This is a genomic window from Streptomyces sp. ISL-1, from assembly GCF_018614585.1.
Taxonomy (GTDB): domain Bacteria; phylum Actinomycetota; class Actinomycetes; order Streptomycetales; family Streptomycetaceae; genus Streptomyces; species Streptomyces maoxianensis.
In genome coordinates, this window is record NZ_JAGGOI010000027.1 from 38875 (window position 1) to 56735 (window position 17861).

6 protein-coding genes are annotated in these 17861 nt (G+C 72.3%); 1 reads left to right on the forward strand and 5 read right to left on the reverse strand.

Annotation, left to right across the window (positions count from 1 at the left end; translation table 11 throughout):
* Window positions 1–55 precede the first annotated feature (55 nt).
* The 4 genes from J7E87_RS19540 to J7E87_RS19555 form a co-directional block, all read right to left on the reverse strand.
* Window positions 56–6835, reverse strand: a complete 6780-nt coding sequence (locus J7E87_RS19540) for a type I polyketide synthase (protein ID WP_215095708.1) — start codon at window positions 6833–6835, stop codon at window positions 56–58.
* Window positions 6836–7242: 407 nt separating this feature from the next.
* Entirely contained in the window at window positions 7243–7512 is a 270-nt protein-coding gene (locus J7E87_RS19545; protein ID WP_215095710.1) for an acyl carrier protein, read from the reverse strand.
* A gap of 272 nt (window positions 7513–7784) precedes the next feature.
* Window positions 7785–9701: a BTAD domain-containing putative transcriptional regulator gene (locus J7E87_RS19550; protein WP_215095712.1), complete on the reverse strand. Its 1917-nt coding sequence runs from the start codon at window positions 9699–9701 to the stop codon at window positions 7785–7787.
* Between the two features lie 211 nt (window positions 9702–9912).
* On the reverse strand, window positions 9913–11463 hold the full coding sequence (locus J7E87_RS19555) for an MFS transporter (protein ID WP_251017694.1): 1551 nt from the start codon (window positions 11461–11463) through the stop codon (window positions 9913–9915).
* Between the two features lie 195 nt (window positions 11464–11658).
* Here J7E87_RS19555 and J7E87_RS19560 point away from each other — a divergent pair, with 195 nt between their 5' ends.
* Complete coding sequence (locus J7E87_RS19560; RefSeq protein ID WP_215095715.1) at window positions 11659–12357, forward strand: TetR/AcrR family transcriptional regulator; 699 nt, start codon at window positions 11659–11661, stop codon at window positions 12355–12357.
* A 119-nt stretch (window positions 12358–12476) separates the two neighbouring features.
* Here J7E87_RS19560 and J7E87_RS19565 read toward each other — a convergent pair whose 3' ends face one another.
* The gene (locus J7E87_RS19565) at window positions 12477–17855 is read right to left on the reverse strand and encodes a type I polyketide synthase (RefSeq protein ID WP_251017695.1); all 5379 of its coding nucleotides are present in this window, start codon (window positions 17853–17855) and stop codon (window positions 12477–12479) included.
* Between the last annotated feature and the right edge of the window lie 6 nt (window positions 17856–17861).

A 17861-nucleotide genomic window follows, 5' to 3' on the forward strand; every position in this document is an offset into this window, starting at 1 on the left:
GCGTACGTCAGTCAGGAGGGGGTGCCCGGCGGGCCGGGCACCCCCAGGGGCGGGGTCAGCCGCTGACGAACTTGGCCGCCAGCTGAGGGGCCGACACCACCGAGACGCCGTCGAGGCGGGTGAGCACCCGTCCGTCCGGGGCGCACGCGGTGATGGTGAGCGAGGAGCCGGATCCGGCGCCCGCCGCGGCCGGTTCGACCACGACCAGGAACGGCTCGCCGTCGGGCAGCGGGTGGTGCAGGTCTGCCCCGCCCACGGCGAGGGGCAGTCCGGCCGAGCCGCGGAACAGCTTCACCCACACCAGGCCGGCCTGGAGCAGCAGATCGGCGGTGCCGGGCGCGAAGCGGGAGCCGCCGAAGGCGCCTCCGGCCGGGCGGTGTTCGGGCAGCGCGCACTGAAGGACCAGCCGCGACTCGTCCTTTGCCAGCACCCGGCGCACGCCGCGCAGGGACGGGCCGTGGAACAGGGTGCCGTCGGTGTAGAGGCCGGCGGCGTCGCGGCCGCCGCCCAGCGCGGGCAGTGCGGTGACGGGTGCCGGGGCGGCTGCGGTGGCGTGGGCGACCACGGCCGCGTAGTGCGGTCGTACGGCGCCGTCGGAGGCGGTCGAGCGGATCGCCACCTCCACCGCGTTCCCGGCCGGGCTCAGCACCAGCTGGGTCTGCTCGGGCAGGTTCTCGTCGAAGACGATGCCCTTGTGGACCGCGAAGTCGCTGACCCGGCCGACCGGGGCTCCGGTGACTCGCTCCACCGCTCCGATCGCCCAGCCGAGGGCAACTGCCGCCGGGAGGACCGGCACCCCGCCGATCACATGGTCGGCGACGACCGGGTCACCGGCGAGGCCGGACAGCTCACGCCGCACGGTGACGGCCGAGGCGGGCGCCGCGGCCTCGCGCTCGGACAGCGGCGTCGTCGGGCCGAGCACGGTCACCACGTCGTCCACGCGCCCGGGGGCGAACTGCTCGGCGAACATCCGGGTCCCGGTCTCCACCGGGATCAGCGTGATACCGCGCTCCTTGAAGACCGCCTTGATCTCCGGGGAGACCATTCCGCTGTCCCAGGCACCCCAGTTGAGGGAGGTGACGCGGGCCTCGGGGTGGCGCTGCTTCCATGAGGCAGCCCAGGCGTTCAGCACCTCGTTGGCCATCGCGTAGTCCGACTGGCCGCGGTTGCCGAAGAATCCGGCGACCGAGGAGAAGAGCACCACATGGCGCAGGGTGTCCCCGGACAGCGCCGCGACGACCGAGCGCAGCCCGGTCAGCTTGGGCGCGAAGACCCGCTCGACCTCCGACGCCTTCTTGTTGGCGATGAGCTGGTCGGCGAGGACTCCGGCGCCGTGCACCAGACCGGTGACGCGCTCCCGGTACGGGGCGAGCGCGGCGGCCGTGGCGGCCGGGTCGGTGATGTCCACGGCGAGATATTCGGTCTCGCTGCCGGCGGCCCGTACGGTCTGCAGCGTGGCCCGTATCTCCCGGGTGCCGACGACTGACCGGTAGAGCTGCTCGACCCGCTTGGGGGTGGGCTTTTCGCCCGCGCCCTTCAGGTGGGCGGCGGCCGCCGCCTTGAGCGTGGCGTCCTCGATGCCCTGGGCCCAGGCCGGTTCTGCGTCGAGCGGGGTACGGCCCAGGAGCAGCAGTCCCGGCCGGTGCTCGCGGGCCAGTTCGGCCACGCAGGCGGCGGTGATGCCGCGTCCGCCGCCGGTGACCACCAGCAGGTCGTCCGAGGTGAGCGGGGCGGCAGCGGTGTCCCGGGCGCCGCCCAGGGGCTGGTCGGCGAGGGTCAGGCCGACGCGGCGGATGCCGTCGCGGCCCACCTGCACCGGTTCGGCGGCGGCGTCGTGGACCTCGGCGAGGACCAGGGCGGCGCCGGCCGCCGTGTCGAGTGCGGGGGCGAGGTCGACGGCGCGGCAGAACACCTCGGGCGCCTCCACCGCGAGTGTCTTGACCAGACCGGCCACACCGCCGGCCGGGACCAGCTCCTCGGCGACCCCGCCGAGGCCGAAGTGGCCGTCGAGCCGGGTGACGGTGGTGAAGGCGGCCCGCCCGAACGCGGCGGCGGTGGTGAGCGGTTCGACGACGTGCTTGGCCAGCAGCAGGGTGTGCGCGAGGCGGCGCACCCCGTCGGCCCAGTCGCTGCGCTCGGCGGTGGTGAAGTCGAGCACGAGGCTGACGTTGTCGGCGAGGACATCCTCCAGGCGCGCGGCCAGCTCGGTCACACCCCAGCCGGTCAGCGCGTGGTCCAGTACGCCGGAGGCCCGCTCGGGCACTCCGGGCAGGCGCAGGACGTGCACCTTCCAGCCGTCGTCGGACAGCTGTCCGGCGACCACCGGGGCGAGTTCACCGCCGTCGTCCACGACGAGCGCTCCGGCGCCCTGTGCGTAGGCGCCGACGAGGAGGTCCGGCTCGGGGAGGGTAGTCAGGGCTGCTTGCCCCCGCCCGAGCCGGCCTCGGCCCTCGGCCGCGGCGTCCGGCTGCGGCGAGGGGGCGGGGGCGGTCTGCTGCGGTGCCGGGGCCGCGGGGGCCTCGGCACCGCCGGTCATGAAGCCGACGATGTCGCGCAGCGTACGGAGCTCCGCGAGCTGCTCGGGACCGGCCGAAGTGTCCAGGGCGAACCGCTCCTGCATCACGCCCATGATTTCGACCCGCTTGATGGAGTCGATGCCCAGGTCGGCCTCGACGTCCATGTCGAGATCGAGCATGTCGGCCGGGTAACCGGTCTTCTGAGCCACGACATCCAGCAGCGCGGCTTCGACACCGGCCGCGTCCGGACCGGCGGCGACAGCAGCGGGCGCCGGGGCGGGCGCAGGCCCGGACTGGCCCGCCATGAAACCGACGATGTCACGCAGCGTACGCAGCTCCGCGAGCTGCTCCGGACCCGCCGAGGTATCCAGAGCGAACCGCTCCTGCAACACCCCCATGATTTCGACCCGCTTGATCGAGTCGATGCCGAGATCGGCCTCGATATCCATGTCGAGATCGAGCATGTCGGCCGGGTAACCCGTCTTCTGAGCCACGACATCCAGCAGCGCGGCTTCAACACCGGCGGCGTCCGGACCGGCGACGGGGGCTGGGGCAGCGGCGGCGGCGGCCGGGGCGGACTGGCCCGCCATGAAACCGACGATGTCACGCAGCGTACGCAGCTCCGCAAGCTGCTCCGGACCCGCAGAGGTGTCCAGGGCGAACCGCTCCTGCAACACCCCCATGATTTCGACCCGCTTGATCGAATCGATGCCCAGATCGGCCTCGATATCCATGTCCAGTTCGAGCATGTCGGCCGGGTAACCGGTCTTCTGAGCCACGACATCCAGCAGCGCGGCTTCAACACCGGCCGCGTCCGGACCGGCGGCGACAGCAGCGGGCGCCGGGGCAGGCGCGGGCGCGGGAGCGGGAGCAACCCTGGCGGGGGTGGGGGCTACCGGGGCGGGAGCCGGTGCCGGAGCGGGGAGGGCGGCGGGGACCCGGGCGGCAGGCACCGCCGGCTGCTGGGCGGGGGCGAGCGCCGCCGGGGCGGCCTGCGCCGCGGGAGCGACCGGAGCGGGCCGCTGCGGCGCCGGGGCGGCGCCGAGCTCCAGGCCGGCCAGGTCGCGCAGCACCTCGTTGGCCCGCACATGCGTACGGCCGATGGCCAGGCCGTGTTCCTTCACGGCGGTGACCCCGGACAGCACCTGCCCCAGCTGACCCTGGTCAGAGGCGCGCTCCAGCAGACCGGCGAGGCGTTCGGCGCTCTGCAGCTGGCCGTTGAGGTAGTCGTCGTGCAGGGCGAGATGATCGGCCATCAGATCGGCCAGGCGATCACTGTCCACGTGGGCTGTCTCCGTGACGGTGGGGGCGGGCGCGGGTACGGGTGCGGGTACGGGCGCCACAGCGGCGGCGGGCGCAGGGGCTGCCGGCGTGGGGGCAACAGGGGTGGCAGGCGCGGGAGCGGGAGCGGCGATGGGCGAGGACTGAGCCGCCCGGGCCGGTACCGCGGCGGTCGCGGACAGTGCCGGGACAGCGATCCGGTATCCGTTCTCGATCGCGTCGCGATAGGCGGCCCTGCGCTCGGGAGAGACGTAGTTGATGCCGTTGAGGAGGATCGACATCCCCTTGGTGGGCTCGCTCTTCACCGGCTCAGCCACATAGCCGTCGGTGGTGGCCAGCGGCAGTCCCAGCACCGCGAGTTGCGCCACGGCCTGCTTCAGCGCGACGTCCGCGTCCTTGCCGGGCCCGGCGTCGAGGGCGAGAACCGTGTGTTCGCGGTCGCCGAGGATGCGGCGTACCAGCTGGGTGAGGACGCTCTTGGGGCCGAACTCGACGAAGACCCGGAACCCGGCCGCGTACATCTCCTCCACGCGGGCGGCGAAGTCCACGGGGTGGATCAGCTGCTCGGCCAGTACCTTGCGGTTGGCGGCGATGTCGTCGCCGTAGACCGCGCCCTTGGTGTTGGCGAATACGGTGCCGCTGGGCAGTCCCACCTCGACACGGTCCACATAGCTGCGGAACGCGTCGACCGCGTGGCCGACGAACGGGGTGTGGAACGCGGCCGACACGGGCAGGCGGCTCGCTCGCAGGCCCGCCTCCTTGGCCGCCGCGACCAGGCGCTCCACCTCTTGGGTGGCGCCGCCCACCACGATCTGGTCCGCCGCGTTGCGGTTGCAGACCACCAGGCCGGTCCGGTCCGCCAGCAGTTCGGCCACGCGCTCCTCGGGAGCGGAGATCGCGGCCATCGCCCCGGCGTCGAACCCGGGCTCCTGCGGCGGGGCCATCGCATTGCCGCGGGCCCGGGCCAGCCCGAAGAAGGCCTCGTCGTCGAGGGCTCCGGCGGCCCAGAGGGCGGTCAGTTCGCCGAAGCTGTGTCCCAGGAACCCCTCGGCCGCGAAGCCGAGTTCGCCGAGATAGCGGAACTGTCCCGCCGACAGCGCGCCGATGGCGGGCTGGGCGTACTCGGTGGCCTGCAGCGCTGTTTCCTGCGCCGCGCGGCCCGCATCGTCGAACAGCGGCGCCGGGAAGGCGATGCGCGACAGCGGATCGGCACCCTCGAAGTGCCGGTTGGCCCTGTCGAAGGCCGCCCGCAGCGGGGGCAGCGCCATGACGGCCGTCTTGCCCAGGTTGATGTACTGACTTCCCTGGCCGGCGAAGAGCGCGGCGACCTTACCGACGGGGGCGGAGCCGCGACGGAAGTGGACACCCTTGGGGTGCGACCACGCTTCCGCCTCGGGCCGGGATCGCAGCTCGCCGAGCGCGACCTCGCACAGCGTCGCCAGTTCGTCCGCGCCGCGGGCGACCAGCGCCACGCGGGCGTGCCCCTGGGGGACCGGGCCGGCGGGCGCGGGCGCACCGGCGGCCAGGGCCTCGGTGAGAGCGGCGGTGTCCGGCGCGTGCCACAGGTGCACGGCCGCGACCGGGTACGCGACGCGCAGGTCGTCGCCGTCGCCGTGCTCCTCCAGCACCATGTGGAAGTTGGTGCCGCCGAACCCGAACGAGGAAATCGCGGCTCGCCGGTTCGGCCGGGCCGGGTCGCGGATCCACGGCCGGGCTTCGGTGTTGACGTAGAACGGCCCGGAGGCGAGGTCGATGGCCGGGTTGGGCTCGTTCACGTTGATCGTGGGCGGCAGCACCTTGTGGTGCAGCGCGAGCGCCAGCTTGATCATGCCGGCGGCGCCGGCCGCGGCCTTGGTGTGGCCGATCTGCGACTTCACGCTGCCCACAGCCGCGTACTGCCGGCTGTCGGTCGCCTCGGCGACCACTGCCGCCAGCGCGCTCAGCTCGGTGGCGTCGCCGACCGCGGTGCCGGTGCCGTGCGCCTCGAAGAGCTCCACGCTCGCCGGCGAGCAGTCCGCGTCCTCGTACGCCCGGCGCAGGGCGACCATCTGCCCTTCCTTGCGGGGGGCGTAGATGGACTTGAACCGGCCGTCGCTGGAGGTGCCGAAGCCACGCAGGACCGCGTAGATCTGGTTGCCGTCGCGCTTGGCGTCGGAGAGGCGGCGCAGGGCGAGCATGCCGATGCCCTCGCCGATCAGCGTGCCGTCGGCGTCCTTGTCGAACGGACGGATCTGCCCGGACTTCGACAGCGCCGGGGTCTTGCTGAAGCACAGGTACATGAAGATGGTGTTCTCGGCGTCGCAGCCGCCCACCAGCATTGTGTCCGCGCGGCCTTCGAGCAGCTCGCTGGCGGCGGCCCTGACCGCGCCGAGGGAGCTGGCGCAGGCCGCGTCGACGGTCATGTTCATGCCGCCGAGGTCGAGCCGGTTGGCGACCCGTCCGGCGACGACGTTGCCCAGCATGCCGGGGAAGGAGTTCTCCTCCCAGGGGGCGAAGGCGAGGCGGAACTTGGCGGCGATCTCCTCGGCGTCCTTGTCGGACAGACCGCAGCTGCGGACGACCTCCTTGAGCACGGGGGTCTGGAGCCGCGCGGTGAGCGGCTGGGTGAGCTGGTTGGCGCCGGTGATGCCGAGCACCACGCCGGTGCGTGAGGCGTCGTACCACGACTGGCCGGTCTGGTCGGCCCCGGCGTCCTTGAGCAGATCGCGGGCGACCACCAGGCTGAGGAGCTGGAGGACGTCGGTGACCTCAAGGGTGTTCGGGGGGAGGCCGAACTCCAGCGGGTTGAAGGACACGTCGGGTATGAAGCCACCGCGCTTGGAGTACGTCTTGTCGGGGACGGTGGGGTCCGGGTCGTAGTGCTCGTCCACGTCCCAGTGTCCGGCGGGCACATCTTCGATGCAGTCGGCGGCCGAGACGACGTTCGCCCAGAATTCCCGCAGATTGCTGGACTTGGGGTAGAGCGCGGAGAGGCCGACGATGGCGATGGGGTCCCGGGCGAGCCGACGGTCGAGGTCGGATTCCTGCGAAGAGTTCACGGCAAGTCTCTCTGGATCTGGGCGAACAGGGACTTCGGTCTGGGCGCCCCGGCACACGGACCCGGGGGCAGGGCTGGGCGGGGCGCGCCGCCCTTGAGGAGGCGGCAGACCAGATCGGCGACGGTTGCTGCGGCGCGCGGGTCAGCTTCGTGTGGTGGTCGCCTGGTGCGGTGTGCACGGCAAGGCCGTTCGGGGGCGAGTTCCGCCCGGCCGGCGTCTCGTCCTTCGGGACTGGGCCGCCTCGGGCCCTGCCGGGCACCAGCTGTACGGATCTGGGCACCGGAGGCGTGCGGTCGTCCTCGGACGGCACAACGGCCCGCCCACGTGGGCGTCGTGGAACTTTCACCGGCCGGGCGGGCCGGTCTCCCTGCCGGGGTTCCACGGTGTGGCCCGGTGCGCCACCGGCGCTACGCCGCGGTGGCCCGCTGCTCGCACTCCTCGGCGATGTGCTCGGAGAGGGCCTTGATGGTCGGGTGGTACCAGAGCGCCGTCGTACCGAGCTCGAAGCCGAGCCAGCTCTCCATCTCGCCGGCGATGATCAGCGCCGTGGTGCTGTCCAGGTCGAGTTCGTCGAAGTACTGCTCGGGCGGCACCTCCGTCGGCTCAATGCCCAGACGCTGTGCGATCTCGTCGATCAGCCATTTCTGGGCTTCATCGGCCGTAACAACTTTCGCCATTTCCAATCCTCTCCAGACGGCTTGCTGCACGCCTTTCGGGGACGTTTGGAATATCCCCGTAAGGGCGCCTCGTACGGTGGAGGCGCAAAGGCTCATCAGCAATGGCCGGAACGAGCTTTGACCATAGGTCGGAGCCCCAGTCCGGGCAACCGAACTCCGCACCGGGAAAGGTCCATTCACCTGGGCTTAATCAATCGCCCGGGCCGCGCCGTCCGGAATTCCTGTGCTGAGCTGCGGCGATTGTGCGGGAGATGACGGGAAGGGGTGGCGCGTCAGCCTGACGCAAGGCTGTCAGCGTCCACGTCAGCCACTGCCACGGGCCGCCCGCGCCGCGCGAGTTCGGCGACGAGCGCGCGGATCGAGACCTGCGGGGTCGCGGCGAGCCTGGCGACGGCCATGCGCAGCTCCAGCGGATACTGCCCGCAGACCGCCGCCAGTTCGGCCGTGGCCTCGGGCTCGGCCGCCGTCCGCTCGGGACCGAGATAGGTCTCGATCAGTGCGTACGCCTCCGTCGCGGACAGGACGTCGAGGGCGATCGACCTGGCGCCCTCGCGCGTCACCAGGTCCATGAGCGGCGATCTGCTGGTGACCAGCACCAGGTTTCCGGGAGTGCCCGGCAGCAGGCCGCGGACCTGCGCCGCGTCGGCGGCGTCGTCCAGCACCATCAGGAAGCGACGGCCCGCCAGCAGGCTGCGGAGCAGCCCGGAGGCCTCCTCCTGCGTGTCCGGTATCCACTCGTCCGGCACACCGAGGGAGCGCAGGAAGCGGGTGAGCACCGTGAGGGGGTGTACGCGCCTGTCCGGCGGGTTCGCGCTGCCCTGCAGGTCGGCATAGAGCTGGCCGTCGGGGAAGTCCTCGAGCCGGTGGTGGGCCCAGCGCACGGCGAGGGCCGTCTTCCCGATCTCCGGCGGCCCGTGTACGGCCGCGATGCCCACCGAGGCGCATCCCTTGCCCCCATGCGCCAGGAGTCCGTCCAGGACGGCCAGTTGCTCGTGCCGCCCGACGAATGGGGTGATGACAGGTGGAAGCTGCGCCGGCAGGGCAAGGCTGCGGGGACGGGAGGAAGGCGGCTCCGGTAACCGGGCGGGCAGCGGCCCGTTCCAGAACTCGCCGGTGGCGCCGTACGACTGCTCCGGCATCGGCTGGGGCGGCTCCGCGCCCGCCGGGTCGGCACGCCCGTCGGGGCCGTCCTGCATCAGGATGGTGTGCCGCGCCTGCCAGACCTCTTCGCTCGGCTCTACGCCCAGCTCCTTCTTCAGGCGCATCCGCAGGTCGGCGAAGAGCCGCAGGGCCGCCGCCCGCCGGCCGGACCCGGCGAGCGCCAGCATGATCCGCGCCTGCAGTGGCTCGTGCAGCGGCTCTTCGTACGACGCGATCCTGAGCTGGTCGATCGCGTAGGCGGAGCGGTTCAGCCGGAGTGCCAGATCGGCGAACTCGATGGCCACGTCGATGTGCCGCTGCGCGACCCGCACCACGGCGGGGTGCTGCCACAGCAGGGGCAGATCCTGCAGGACCCGGCCCTGCCAGCCGCGCAGGGCCTGCTTGAACAGCTCCAGCGCGGACTTCGGATCGGAACCCGCCGCCCTGGCCGCCTGGGCGGCGCGCTCCTCGAACCGGCAGAGATCCAGCTGTGCCCCGCCGCTGTTGAAGACGTATCCGCCGCGCACGGTACTGATCCGGCGGCGGCTTCCGTCACGGTGGCCGTGCCGGCCGGGCCCGGGCTCGATGATCCGGCGCAGCCGCGCCACATACGTGTGCACCAACGTCGGGTACGCGGAGGGCGCTTCACCGCTCCAGAGCACGTCCGCTATCTCTTCATGGCTCACGGTCTGGTCCGGCTGTACGGCCAGCAGGCCGAGCATGGCTCGCTGCTTGAGCGGCATGGCCACGGGCAGCCCCGAGGTCAGGACCGTCAGCGGCCCCAGCAGGCGTATCTCGTAGGGGCGTCCGGGCTGCTCGGACTGCCGCGCATTGGCGTCGGTCTCGCAGCCGGGGGTGGCCGCGCAGTCGTATCCGACCACCTGCGCCATGCGGACCAGCGTCTCGTGCCGCGGATTCCGCACCTGTCCGCGTTCAATATGGCGGACGGTTCTGACGCTTATCCCGGCCCTTCGGGCCACCTCGTCCTGCGTCAGTCCTGCCTGGATCCGAGCGGCCCGCAGACCGTCTCCCCGACCATCCGCAATCATCCCCCACCTTTCACACGAATTTGGCTATGTCGGTGCCAAATTTCACCGACACTCGGTCCGCCAACGACGCACTCTATTGCGAAGATTGCGCGGAAGCGATCATTCCAGGTGAGTAAATGACATGACCCGCACACTCCAGGGGAATTCAGTTGAACCGTCACCAACCCTTTGGGCTACGTCGGCCTGATGGCCGACTGGCCCTCACTGCTCCTCACACGGCCCGGAGCGGCTTTTCAACCCGCGCCTGGGACTGCCCGCCAATCCCGGGCACGTCGGCGTCCGGCTGCCCGGCCGCCCGGCGCACCAGGAGCAGGACGAGCACCCCGGCGGCGACGGCCGCGACACCGCTGACCAGGAACACCTGGTCGAGACCCGCGGCATAGGCGTCCTCGATCGCGCCCGCCGCGGCGGCCCGTGACTGCGCGGGGAGTTCGGCGAGCACGGCCGACGACTGACCGCCGGTGACCAGTTCGGCCGCGGCGCCGGAGTCGGCGAACGCCTTGCTCTCGGCGAGGTTTCGCGCGATCGCGCCCGACAGGATGGCGCCCACCACCGGGATGCCCACCGCGAATCCCAGCTGCCGGAACGTGTTCGCCGCGCCGCCCGCCATGCCCGCCCGGCTCGCCGGCGCGGCGGCGAGAGCAGCCGAGGCGAGGGTCGGCGAGGCCAGACCGACGCCGACGCCGGTCAGCACCATGCCCGGGAGCAGCGCCGTCCAGCCCGAGGTGCCGGTGACAAGCATCTCCAGCAATGTGCCCGTGCCGATGAGCAGCAGGCCGATGCCGATCGGCCACTGCGGTGCGACGGCAGCCAGGAACCTGCCCGCCAACCCGGCGGCCACAAAAGACATTCCGCTCAGTGGCATGAGGATCAGGCCGGCCTTGACCGGGCTGAGGTCGAGCACCGACTGTGCCCACACCGAGACGAACACCAGATTGGCGAAGGCGGCGGCGCTGAACACCACCGCTCCGGCCATCAGCCCGCCGAACGACGGTGTACGCAGCAGGGCCAGATCCAGCATCGGGTCGGGCTTTCCACGCTCCACCAGGATGAACGCGACGAGGGCGAGCACCGCCCCGCCGAACAGTGCGAGCGTGGTCGTCGCGCCCCACCCTTCGTCGCCCGCGTGGATCAGCGCGAAGATCAGCAGGGTTGCCATCACGGTGAAACCGACCGTGCCCGGCAGGTCGACGCGGCGATCGGTACGGGTGGCCGAGCGGGCCAGGTGCTTAACGCCGACGAACAGCGCGACGGCCGCGACGGGCAGGTTGACCAGGAAGATCCACCGCCAGTTGAGGTGCTCGGTGAGCAGGCCTCCCAGTATCGGTCCCGCCGCGGCGGCGGCGCCGTTGACCGCACCCCACACACCGAACGCGATCCCGCGGTCGCGGCCCTGGTAATTGCTGGCCAGCAATGGGGTGTTGGTGGCGAACATGGCCGCCGCCCCGAGCCCCTGCACACCACGCGCCGCGATCATCATGCCGCTGGAGTCCGCCAGGCCGCATGTCAGCGAGGCGACCGCGAACACGGCAAGCCCGGCGAGATACACCCGCCGGGCGCCCTTTAGGTCGGACAGCGAACCGATAGCCATCAGCAGCGCGGCGAGCACCAACACGTAGACGTCGACCACCCATTGGAGGGCGGAGAACGAGGCGTCGAGGGAGTCGGTCATCTGGGGAAGGGCGACGCTCACGATGGTCACGTCGATCAACAGCATGAAGGTGCCCAGGCAAACCGCCAGCAGCGGCATCCATTTGCGCATGACGCGGAGCCTCTCAAGGGGCGAGAAGAAAAAGAGGCGCCCTCACCAGCACCGCACGCAACAGCGCCGGCGGCGGACGGGTCTGTACGGGCACCTCTTAGACAGTGGCTAATAGGTTAGGCTGACTCTATGCCCTGCGGGTCGCCGGGCGTCAAGTTGCCTCGGCCACAGCCCCTCAGCGTTAGGTTTTTGGACATGTCTGCGTCAGCGCCCCGCCGCCGATCGCGTGCCTCGGCAGGCCTGCCGCCCATCACGGCGGACAAGATCATCGATGCCGCGGTCGAACTGACCGCGCAGCACGGCCTCGACGGCTGGACGATCCGGCAGATCGCCACCAAGCTCGATGTCTGGCCGGGTGTGGTCGCCCATCACGTCGGCGACCGCGACGCCGTGGTCATGGCGGTCACCGACCGGGTGATCGCCCGCATTCAGGTGCCCGACGCGGATGTGCCGTGGCGCGACTGGTTCAGCATGCTGATGCTGGAAGGGCGCGCCGTCCTGCGGCAGTTCCCCGGTGTGGCCCGCCGTCTCGTCCTGGTCGGCCCGAACGTCCCGTCCGCGCTGCCCACCATCGACAGGGGAATCAAGGTGCTGCAGCGCGCCGGGTTCGGCGAGCACGCCACCGTGATCTACCGCTATCTGCTCAACAGCGCCTTCATGCTGGTGGCCGTGGAGGACGACCGGGACAGTTACTTCCCCAGCGCCCGCGCCGACATGGGGCGGGCCATGGCCGCGTTCGTCGCGGACACGACCCGCCCCGGGCTGGCCGCCGCGGGCGCGCAGGCGGTCGCCCGGTCCGATGACCCGGACGACCTCGCCGCGGAGGATCTGGCGTTCTTCAAGCTCACCGTCGAGCGGTCACTCGACGGCGCGCAGGCGCTCCTGAACGGCTGACCGACTGAAGGGCTGACCGACAGACGGGCTGACCGGCTGGGGCTGACCGCGCCCTTGCCGGCCGGTCACTTCCGTCAGGACGGGACTCCGGTCAGGCGGTGGCTCCCCGGTGACTCCCGTCAGGCGGTGGTCCGCCGTTCCTGGTCGGCGTTGTCGGTGAGGACACCGGCCAGATACCCGGCGATCTCGCTGACCGTCGGGTAGTTCCACAGCAGAGTCGCGGGCAGTGCGACACCGAGGTCGCGTTCCAGCGCGACGCGGACGGCCGCGGCCAGCAGCGAATCGACGCCCGCTTCGGTCAGCGGCCGGTGCACACCCACCGCGGCGGGCTGCATGCCGAGGACCACGGCGACCCGCTGACGCACATCGTCGAGCAGGTACGCCGCCAGTTCGTCCCCGGTGAGGCCGACCCAGTCGGGTACCTCCGCCGGCTGCGAGGCGTCGTCCCTGGCCAGCTCCGCCAGCAGCGCGGGCCGCGGCCCGGTGTGGCCGCGCAGCAGGCTGATCACGGCGACCAGCGCGCCCGGCGCACAGGCGGCGGTCTGGTCGAACGCGCGCAGCGCCTGGTCCGGGGCGATGTCGGCGGTGCCGCGGGCGGCCAGTTCGACATCGGTGGCATCGGCGGCGGTCGCCATGCCCATACCCCGCCAGCTCGTCCAGGCGATGCTCACCGACTCCGGGTGGCCGGCGGTCCGCCGGTGTGCGGCGAGCGCGTCGAGGAAGGAGTTCGCGGCGGCGTACGCTCCCTGGCCCGGCAGCCCGAGCAGCGGTCCGGCCGAGGAGAACAGTACGAAGAAGTCCGTCGACCCCGGCGGGAACAGCTCGTGCAGGACCAGCGCCCCGTCGGCCTTGGGGCGCATGACCTCGCGCAGGTGACGGGCGTCCAACCGGTGCAGGAGCGCGCTGTGCACCGTGCCGGCGGCGTGCACGACGCCCCGGACCGGCGGCAGTTGGAGGGCGTCGAGCGCCGCCCTCGTCGCGGCGGGATCGGTGATGTCCGCGGCCACGGTGCTGACAGTGACCCCGGCGGCCTCGAGCCGCCGCAGCGCATCGGTCCTCGGATCACCGTCGGTCCATTCGGCGCGCGGCGGCACCGGGGTGCGCCCGAGCAGCACGATCCTGCGCGCGCCCCGCCGGGCGAGATGCTCCGCCAGCTCGAGGCCGAGCACGCCGAGTCCGCCGGTGATCAGGTACGTACCGTCCGCCCGGCAGGTGAACGGCTCGCCGTCCTGCGCGGGCGCGGCCGGGACGAGCCGCGGCACGTGCACCACTCCGTCGGCGACGGCGATCACCGGCTCGGCCGGACGCAGATGCAGCAGGCTCAGCAACAGCCTGGCGGGGAGTTCCTCCAGGGGGCCCGCGGGGAGATCGACGACGCCGCCCCAGAACTCCGGGTGTTCGCTCGCCGCGACCCGGCCCATGCCCCACAGCGGCGCCCGGCCGAGGTCCTCGAAAGACACCGCGTCCCGCACGCCGGCGGTCACGCACCACAGCACGGGCTTGCGGCCCGGCAGCGCGTCGATCGCGCCGACCAGTCGGGCGAATTCCACCGCGACGTCGGCCGCCGGCGTCTCGGCGGGCGGCGCGAACAGCACGTGGTCGGCGTCGGCGAGCCCGGCCCCATCGACGCTCACCGTCGCTCCGTGCGCGGCGCACGCCGGGACCAGCGAGCGCGCGAGGCCGGTCGGGCCGAGCACCAGCACGGTGCGGCCGGGCAGCGCGGTGTGCGCGTCGGCGTCCACCGGGAAGGGCTGCCAGGCCAGTTCGAAGCGGCCGCTGGTGCTCTGTTCGTCGCCGGAGACGTCGCCGTCGAGTTCGCCGTAGTGCAGGCCGCGCAGGGTGAGCACGGACGGGCTCCCGTCCACATCACCGCGAATGTCGACATGCACGGTGGTCGGACGGTCCCGGTCGAGCCGGACGGAGATGGTGGCCTTCCGGGGCGGCGGGCCCGAGCGGGTCACCTGGTCGATGTGCGCGGGCATACGCAGCATGGCCGGGCCGGAGAAGACCACCGATGCCATCGACAGAGCGGCGTCCAGGACGGCCGCCCAACTGCGGTCGAGATCGGCGCTCGCGGTGGCCACCAACGTCCCCTCGCCGCGGCGCAGTTCCTCGATCCGCCACGGGTACCCCATGTCCGCCACGCCCAACTCGGCCAGCCTGTCGATGACATGGCCGGGATCGAGTGCCTCGGGCGCCTCCCCGATGTCGACGGCGGCGGCGAGGGGGGTGTGCCGCTCCCCGCCGCCGACGGTGGCCAGGGTGTGGGTCGACCAGGCCGACTCGGGGGCACCGAGCTTGCGGGAGACAAGGCGCAGACCGCTCTCGTCGCGGACGATCTGCAGCTCTCGGGTCTCCTGCTCCGGCACCACGACCGGCTGACGCAGCCGCAGGTCGGTCAGTACATCGGTGCTGCCCGCGGTGAGGAAGGTGTTCACCAGCACGGCGGCCGGGACGATCTCCGTGCCCAGCACGGGGTGCCGGCGCGGGTACGGCCTCGTACGCAGATCGAGCGTGGTCTGCCAGACCCTCAGGCGCGAACCCTGCACCGCGGTCTCGGCGCCCAGCAGTGTGTCCGCCGGCGACTCGGTACGCTCCCGCCCGTCGACCCAGTGCCGGACGTGCTGCCAAGCGGTCGTGGGCAGGTCGGCGAGGCGCCCGGCGGGCTGCAGGACCGACCAGTCGACCGGGACGCCCTGGCAGTGGAGTGCGGCCAGTGAGGTGAGCAGGGTGCTCTGTTCGGGGCGACGGCGGCGCAGGCTGGGGGTGACCAGCGCGCCGGCCGCGGCCGACACGGTCTCGGTGATCGAGTGGCTGACCACGGGGTGCGCGGAGATCTCCAGGAAGATCCGGTGCCCGTCGTCGACGGCTGCCTGGACCGCGCCGTGGAACCGCACCGGGTTACGCAGGTTGGCCGCCCAGTAGCTCGCGTCCTGCCGACGGGTGGAGCGCGGGTCGTCGAGCGCGGTGAGGTAGAGCGGCACACGCGCCTGCCCCGCTTCGAGACCGGCCACGGCGGCGGCCAGGTCGGCGGAGATCTGGTCCATGTGCGCGCTGTGGAACGCGACGTCGGAGTCGACCCTGCGTACGGTCCAGCCCAGCTCTTCCCACTGCTCGGCGGCTTCGTCGACGGCGGTGATGTCGCCTGCGACGACGGTGGACGAGGGCGCGGCCGCGATGGCGGCGCAGAGTGTGTCGGTCGCGCCGATCCGGGTCCGCACCTCGTCGAACGGCTGGTCGACCATGATCATCGCGCCTCGGCCCGCGACCTTTCGCAGCAGCGCCGAGCGGCGGCAGACCAGCCTCGCGCCGTCGGATTCGGACAGCACACCGGCCACGACCGCCGCGGCTATCTCGCCCACGGAGTGCCCGATCACCGCGCCGGGGGTGACGCCGTAGCGTCGCCAGACCTCGGCGAGCCCGATCTGCATGGCGAACAGCATCGACTGGACGATGTCCACCGAGCCGAGTTCACCGCTTTCGAGCACTTCCCGTGGGGTGACGCCGAGTTCCTCGGCGTAGATCGGGCCGAGCCGGTCGATGGCGGCGGCGAACACCGGCTCGTCGGCGAGCAGGCCCTGGCCCATGCCGGACCACTGGGCGCCGTGCCCGGAGAACACCCAGACCGGCGAACGGGTCGGGCCGGACACCTCTCCGGTGATCACCGTGGGGTCGGTACGGCCTTCGGCCAACGCTTGGAGTCCGGCGGCGAGTTCGGCCTGGTCGGCCGCGACGACGACGGCCCGGCTCGCGAGGTGCCCCCGGCGGTGCGCGAGCGTGTGTCCGACGTCGCGGAGCTCGTACGCGGGCAGGGCCCCGGCCAACCGCCCGGCCTGCGCGGCGAGCCCGGGACCGTTCGCGGAGGACACGGGGAAGAGGGAGACCGCAGCCGACTCGGCGATCGCCGAGTTCTGCCCGGCAGCGAGCAAGATCTGCGCGGCGGACGCGGGAACCTGCCCGGCCGCAACCGCAACCGAAACTGCCGGAACCGGCGCGACCCCCGCAGCCGGCTCGGCGAGCCCGGAATCGGGCCCGCCCGCCTCGACGAAGGCGGAGTTCTGCTCGGCAGCGACCAGGGACCGCGCGGTGTGCCCGGCATCGTGCCCGGCCGCAACCCCGGCCGACCCGGCGAGCACGGCATTCTGCCCTGCCGCAACCGCAGCCGACCCGGCAGTTGCGGGCGCCTGTTCGAGCACAGCGTGGGCAATCGTGCCGCCGTAGCCGTAACTCGCCACACCTGCCAGGCCGGGCCGGCCCGAGTCGGGCCACGGCGTGGCCTCGGCAACCAGGCTGAGTCCCGACGTAGACCACGGGATCTCCCGGCGCGGACCTGCCACGGTCAGCGTCGGCGGAATGATCCCGTGCTCCAGCGCCAGCGCGGTCTTGATCAGACCGGCGACCCCCGCCGCCGCCTCGCAGTGCCCGATGTTGGTCTTCACCGACCCGATCAGGCACGGGCGTTGGCCCTCCGCCCGGCCGCCCACGACCTCGGCGAGCGCGGCGGCCTCGATCGGGTCGCCGACCTTGGTGCCGGTGCCGTGTGCCTCGACGTAATCGACCTCGTGCGGGTCGACCCCGGCAGCCGCGTACGCCTTGCGCAGCAGGTGCGCCTGGGCCGCCGGGCTGGGCGCCATGATCCCGTCGGTGCGACCGTCCTGGTGCACGGCGCTGCCGCGGACCAGCGCGATGATCCGGTCGCCGTCGCGCTCCGCGTCGGCGAGCCGCTTGAGCACCACGATGCCGCAGCCTTCGCCTCGGCCGTAGCCGTCAGCCGCGTCGTCGAACGCCTTGGACCGGCCGTCCGGCGAGATCGCCCCCGCCAGGTCGAGCACCGTGGTCAGCCCCGGTCCCGCCATCAGCATGACCCCGCCCGCCAGCGCGACCGGCACCTCGTCGCGCAGCAGCGCGGCGCACGCCTGGTGCAGAGCCACCAGCGACGACGAGCACGCGGTGTCCACGGCGACGCTCGGGCCACGCAGGTCGAGGGTGTAGGAGATCCGGTTGGGCACCCCGCACAGCGAGGAGCCGATCCCGGTCCACGCCTCGACGCCCGGCAGGTCCTCGAGCAGCCGGCGGCCGTAGTCGTCGGTCCCGACGCCGACGAACACGCCGGTGTCGGTGCCCGCGAGGCTCGACGCCGGGATGCCGGCGTGCTCGAGCGCCTCCCAGGCCACCTCCAGCGCCATGCGCTGCTGCGGGTCGAGCTGCCGGGCCTCGGTGGCGGAGATGCCGAAGAACGCCGCGTCGAAACCGCTGATGTCGGTGAGGAACGCGCCGTTCGATGTCACTCTCGACAACACGGCGGCGTTCTCCCGCGACTGGGCGCGCTGCGCGGCCCACCGGTCGTCGGGTATCGGGCCGGACGCGTCGCCCGCGTCCATCAGCAACTCCCACAACGCCTGTGGCGTACCGACGCCACCGGGGAAGCGGCAGCCGATGCCGACGATGGCGATCCGGTCCTCGGAGCTCGGCGGGAGGGGGGACAACTCACTCACCATGGGGGT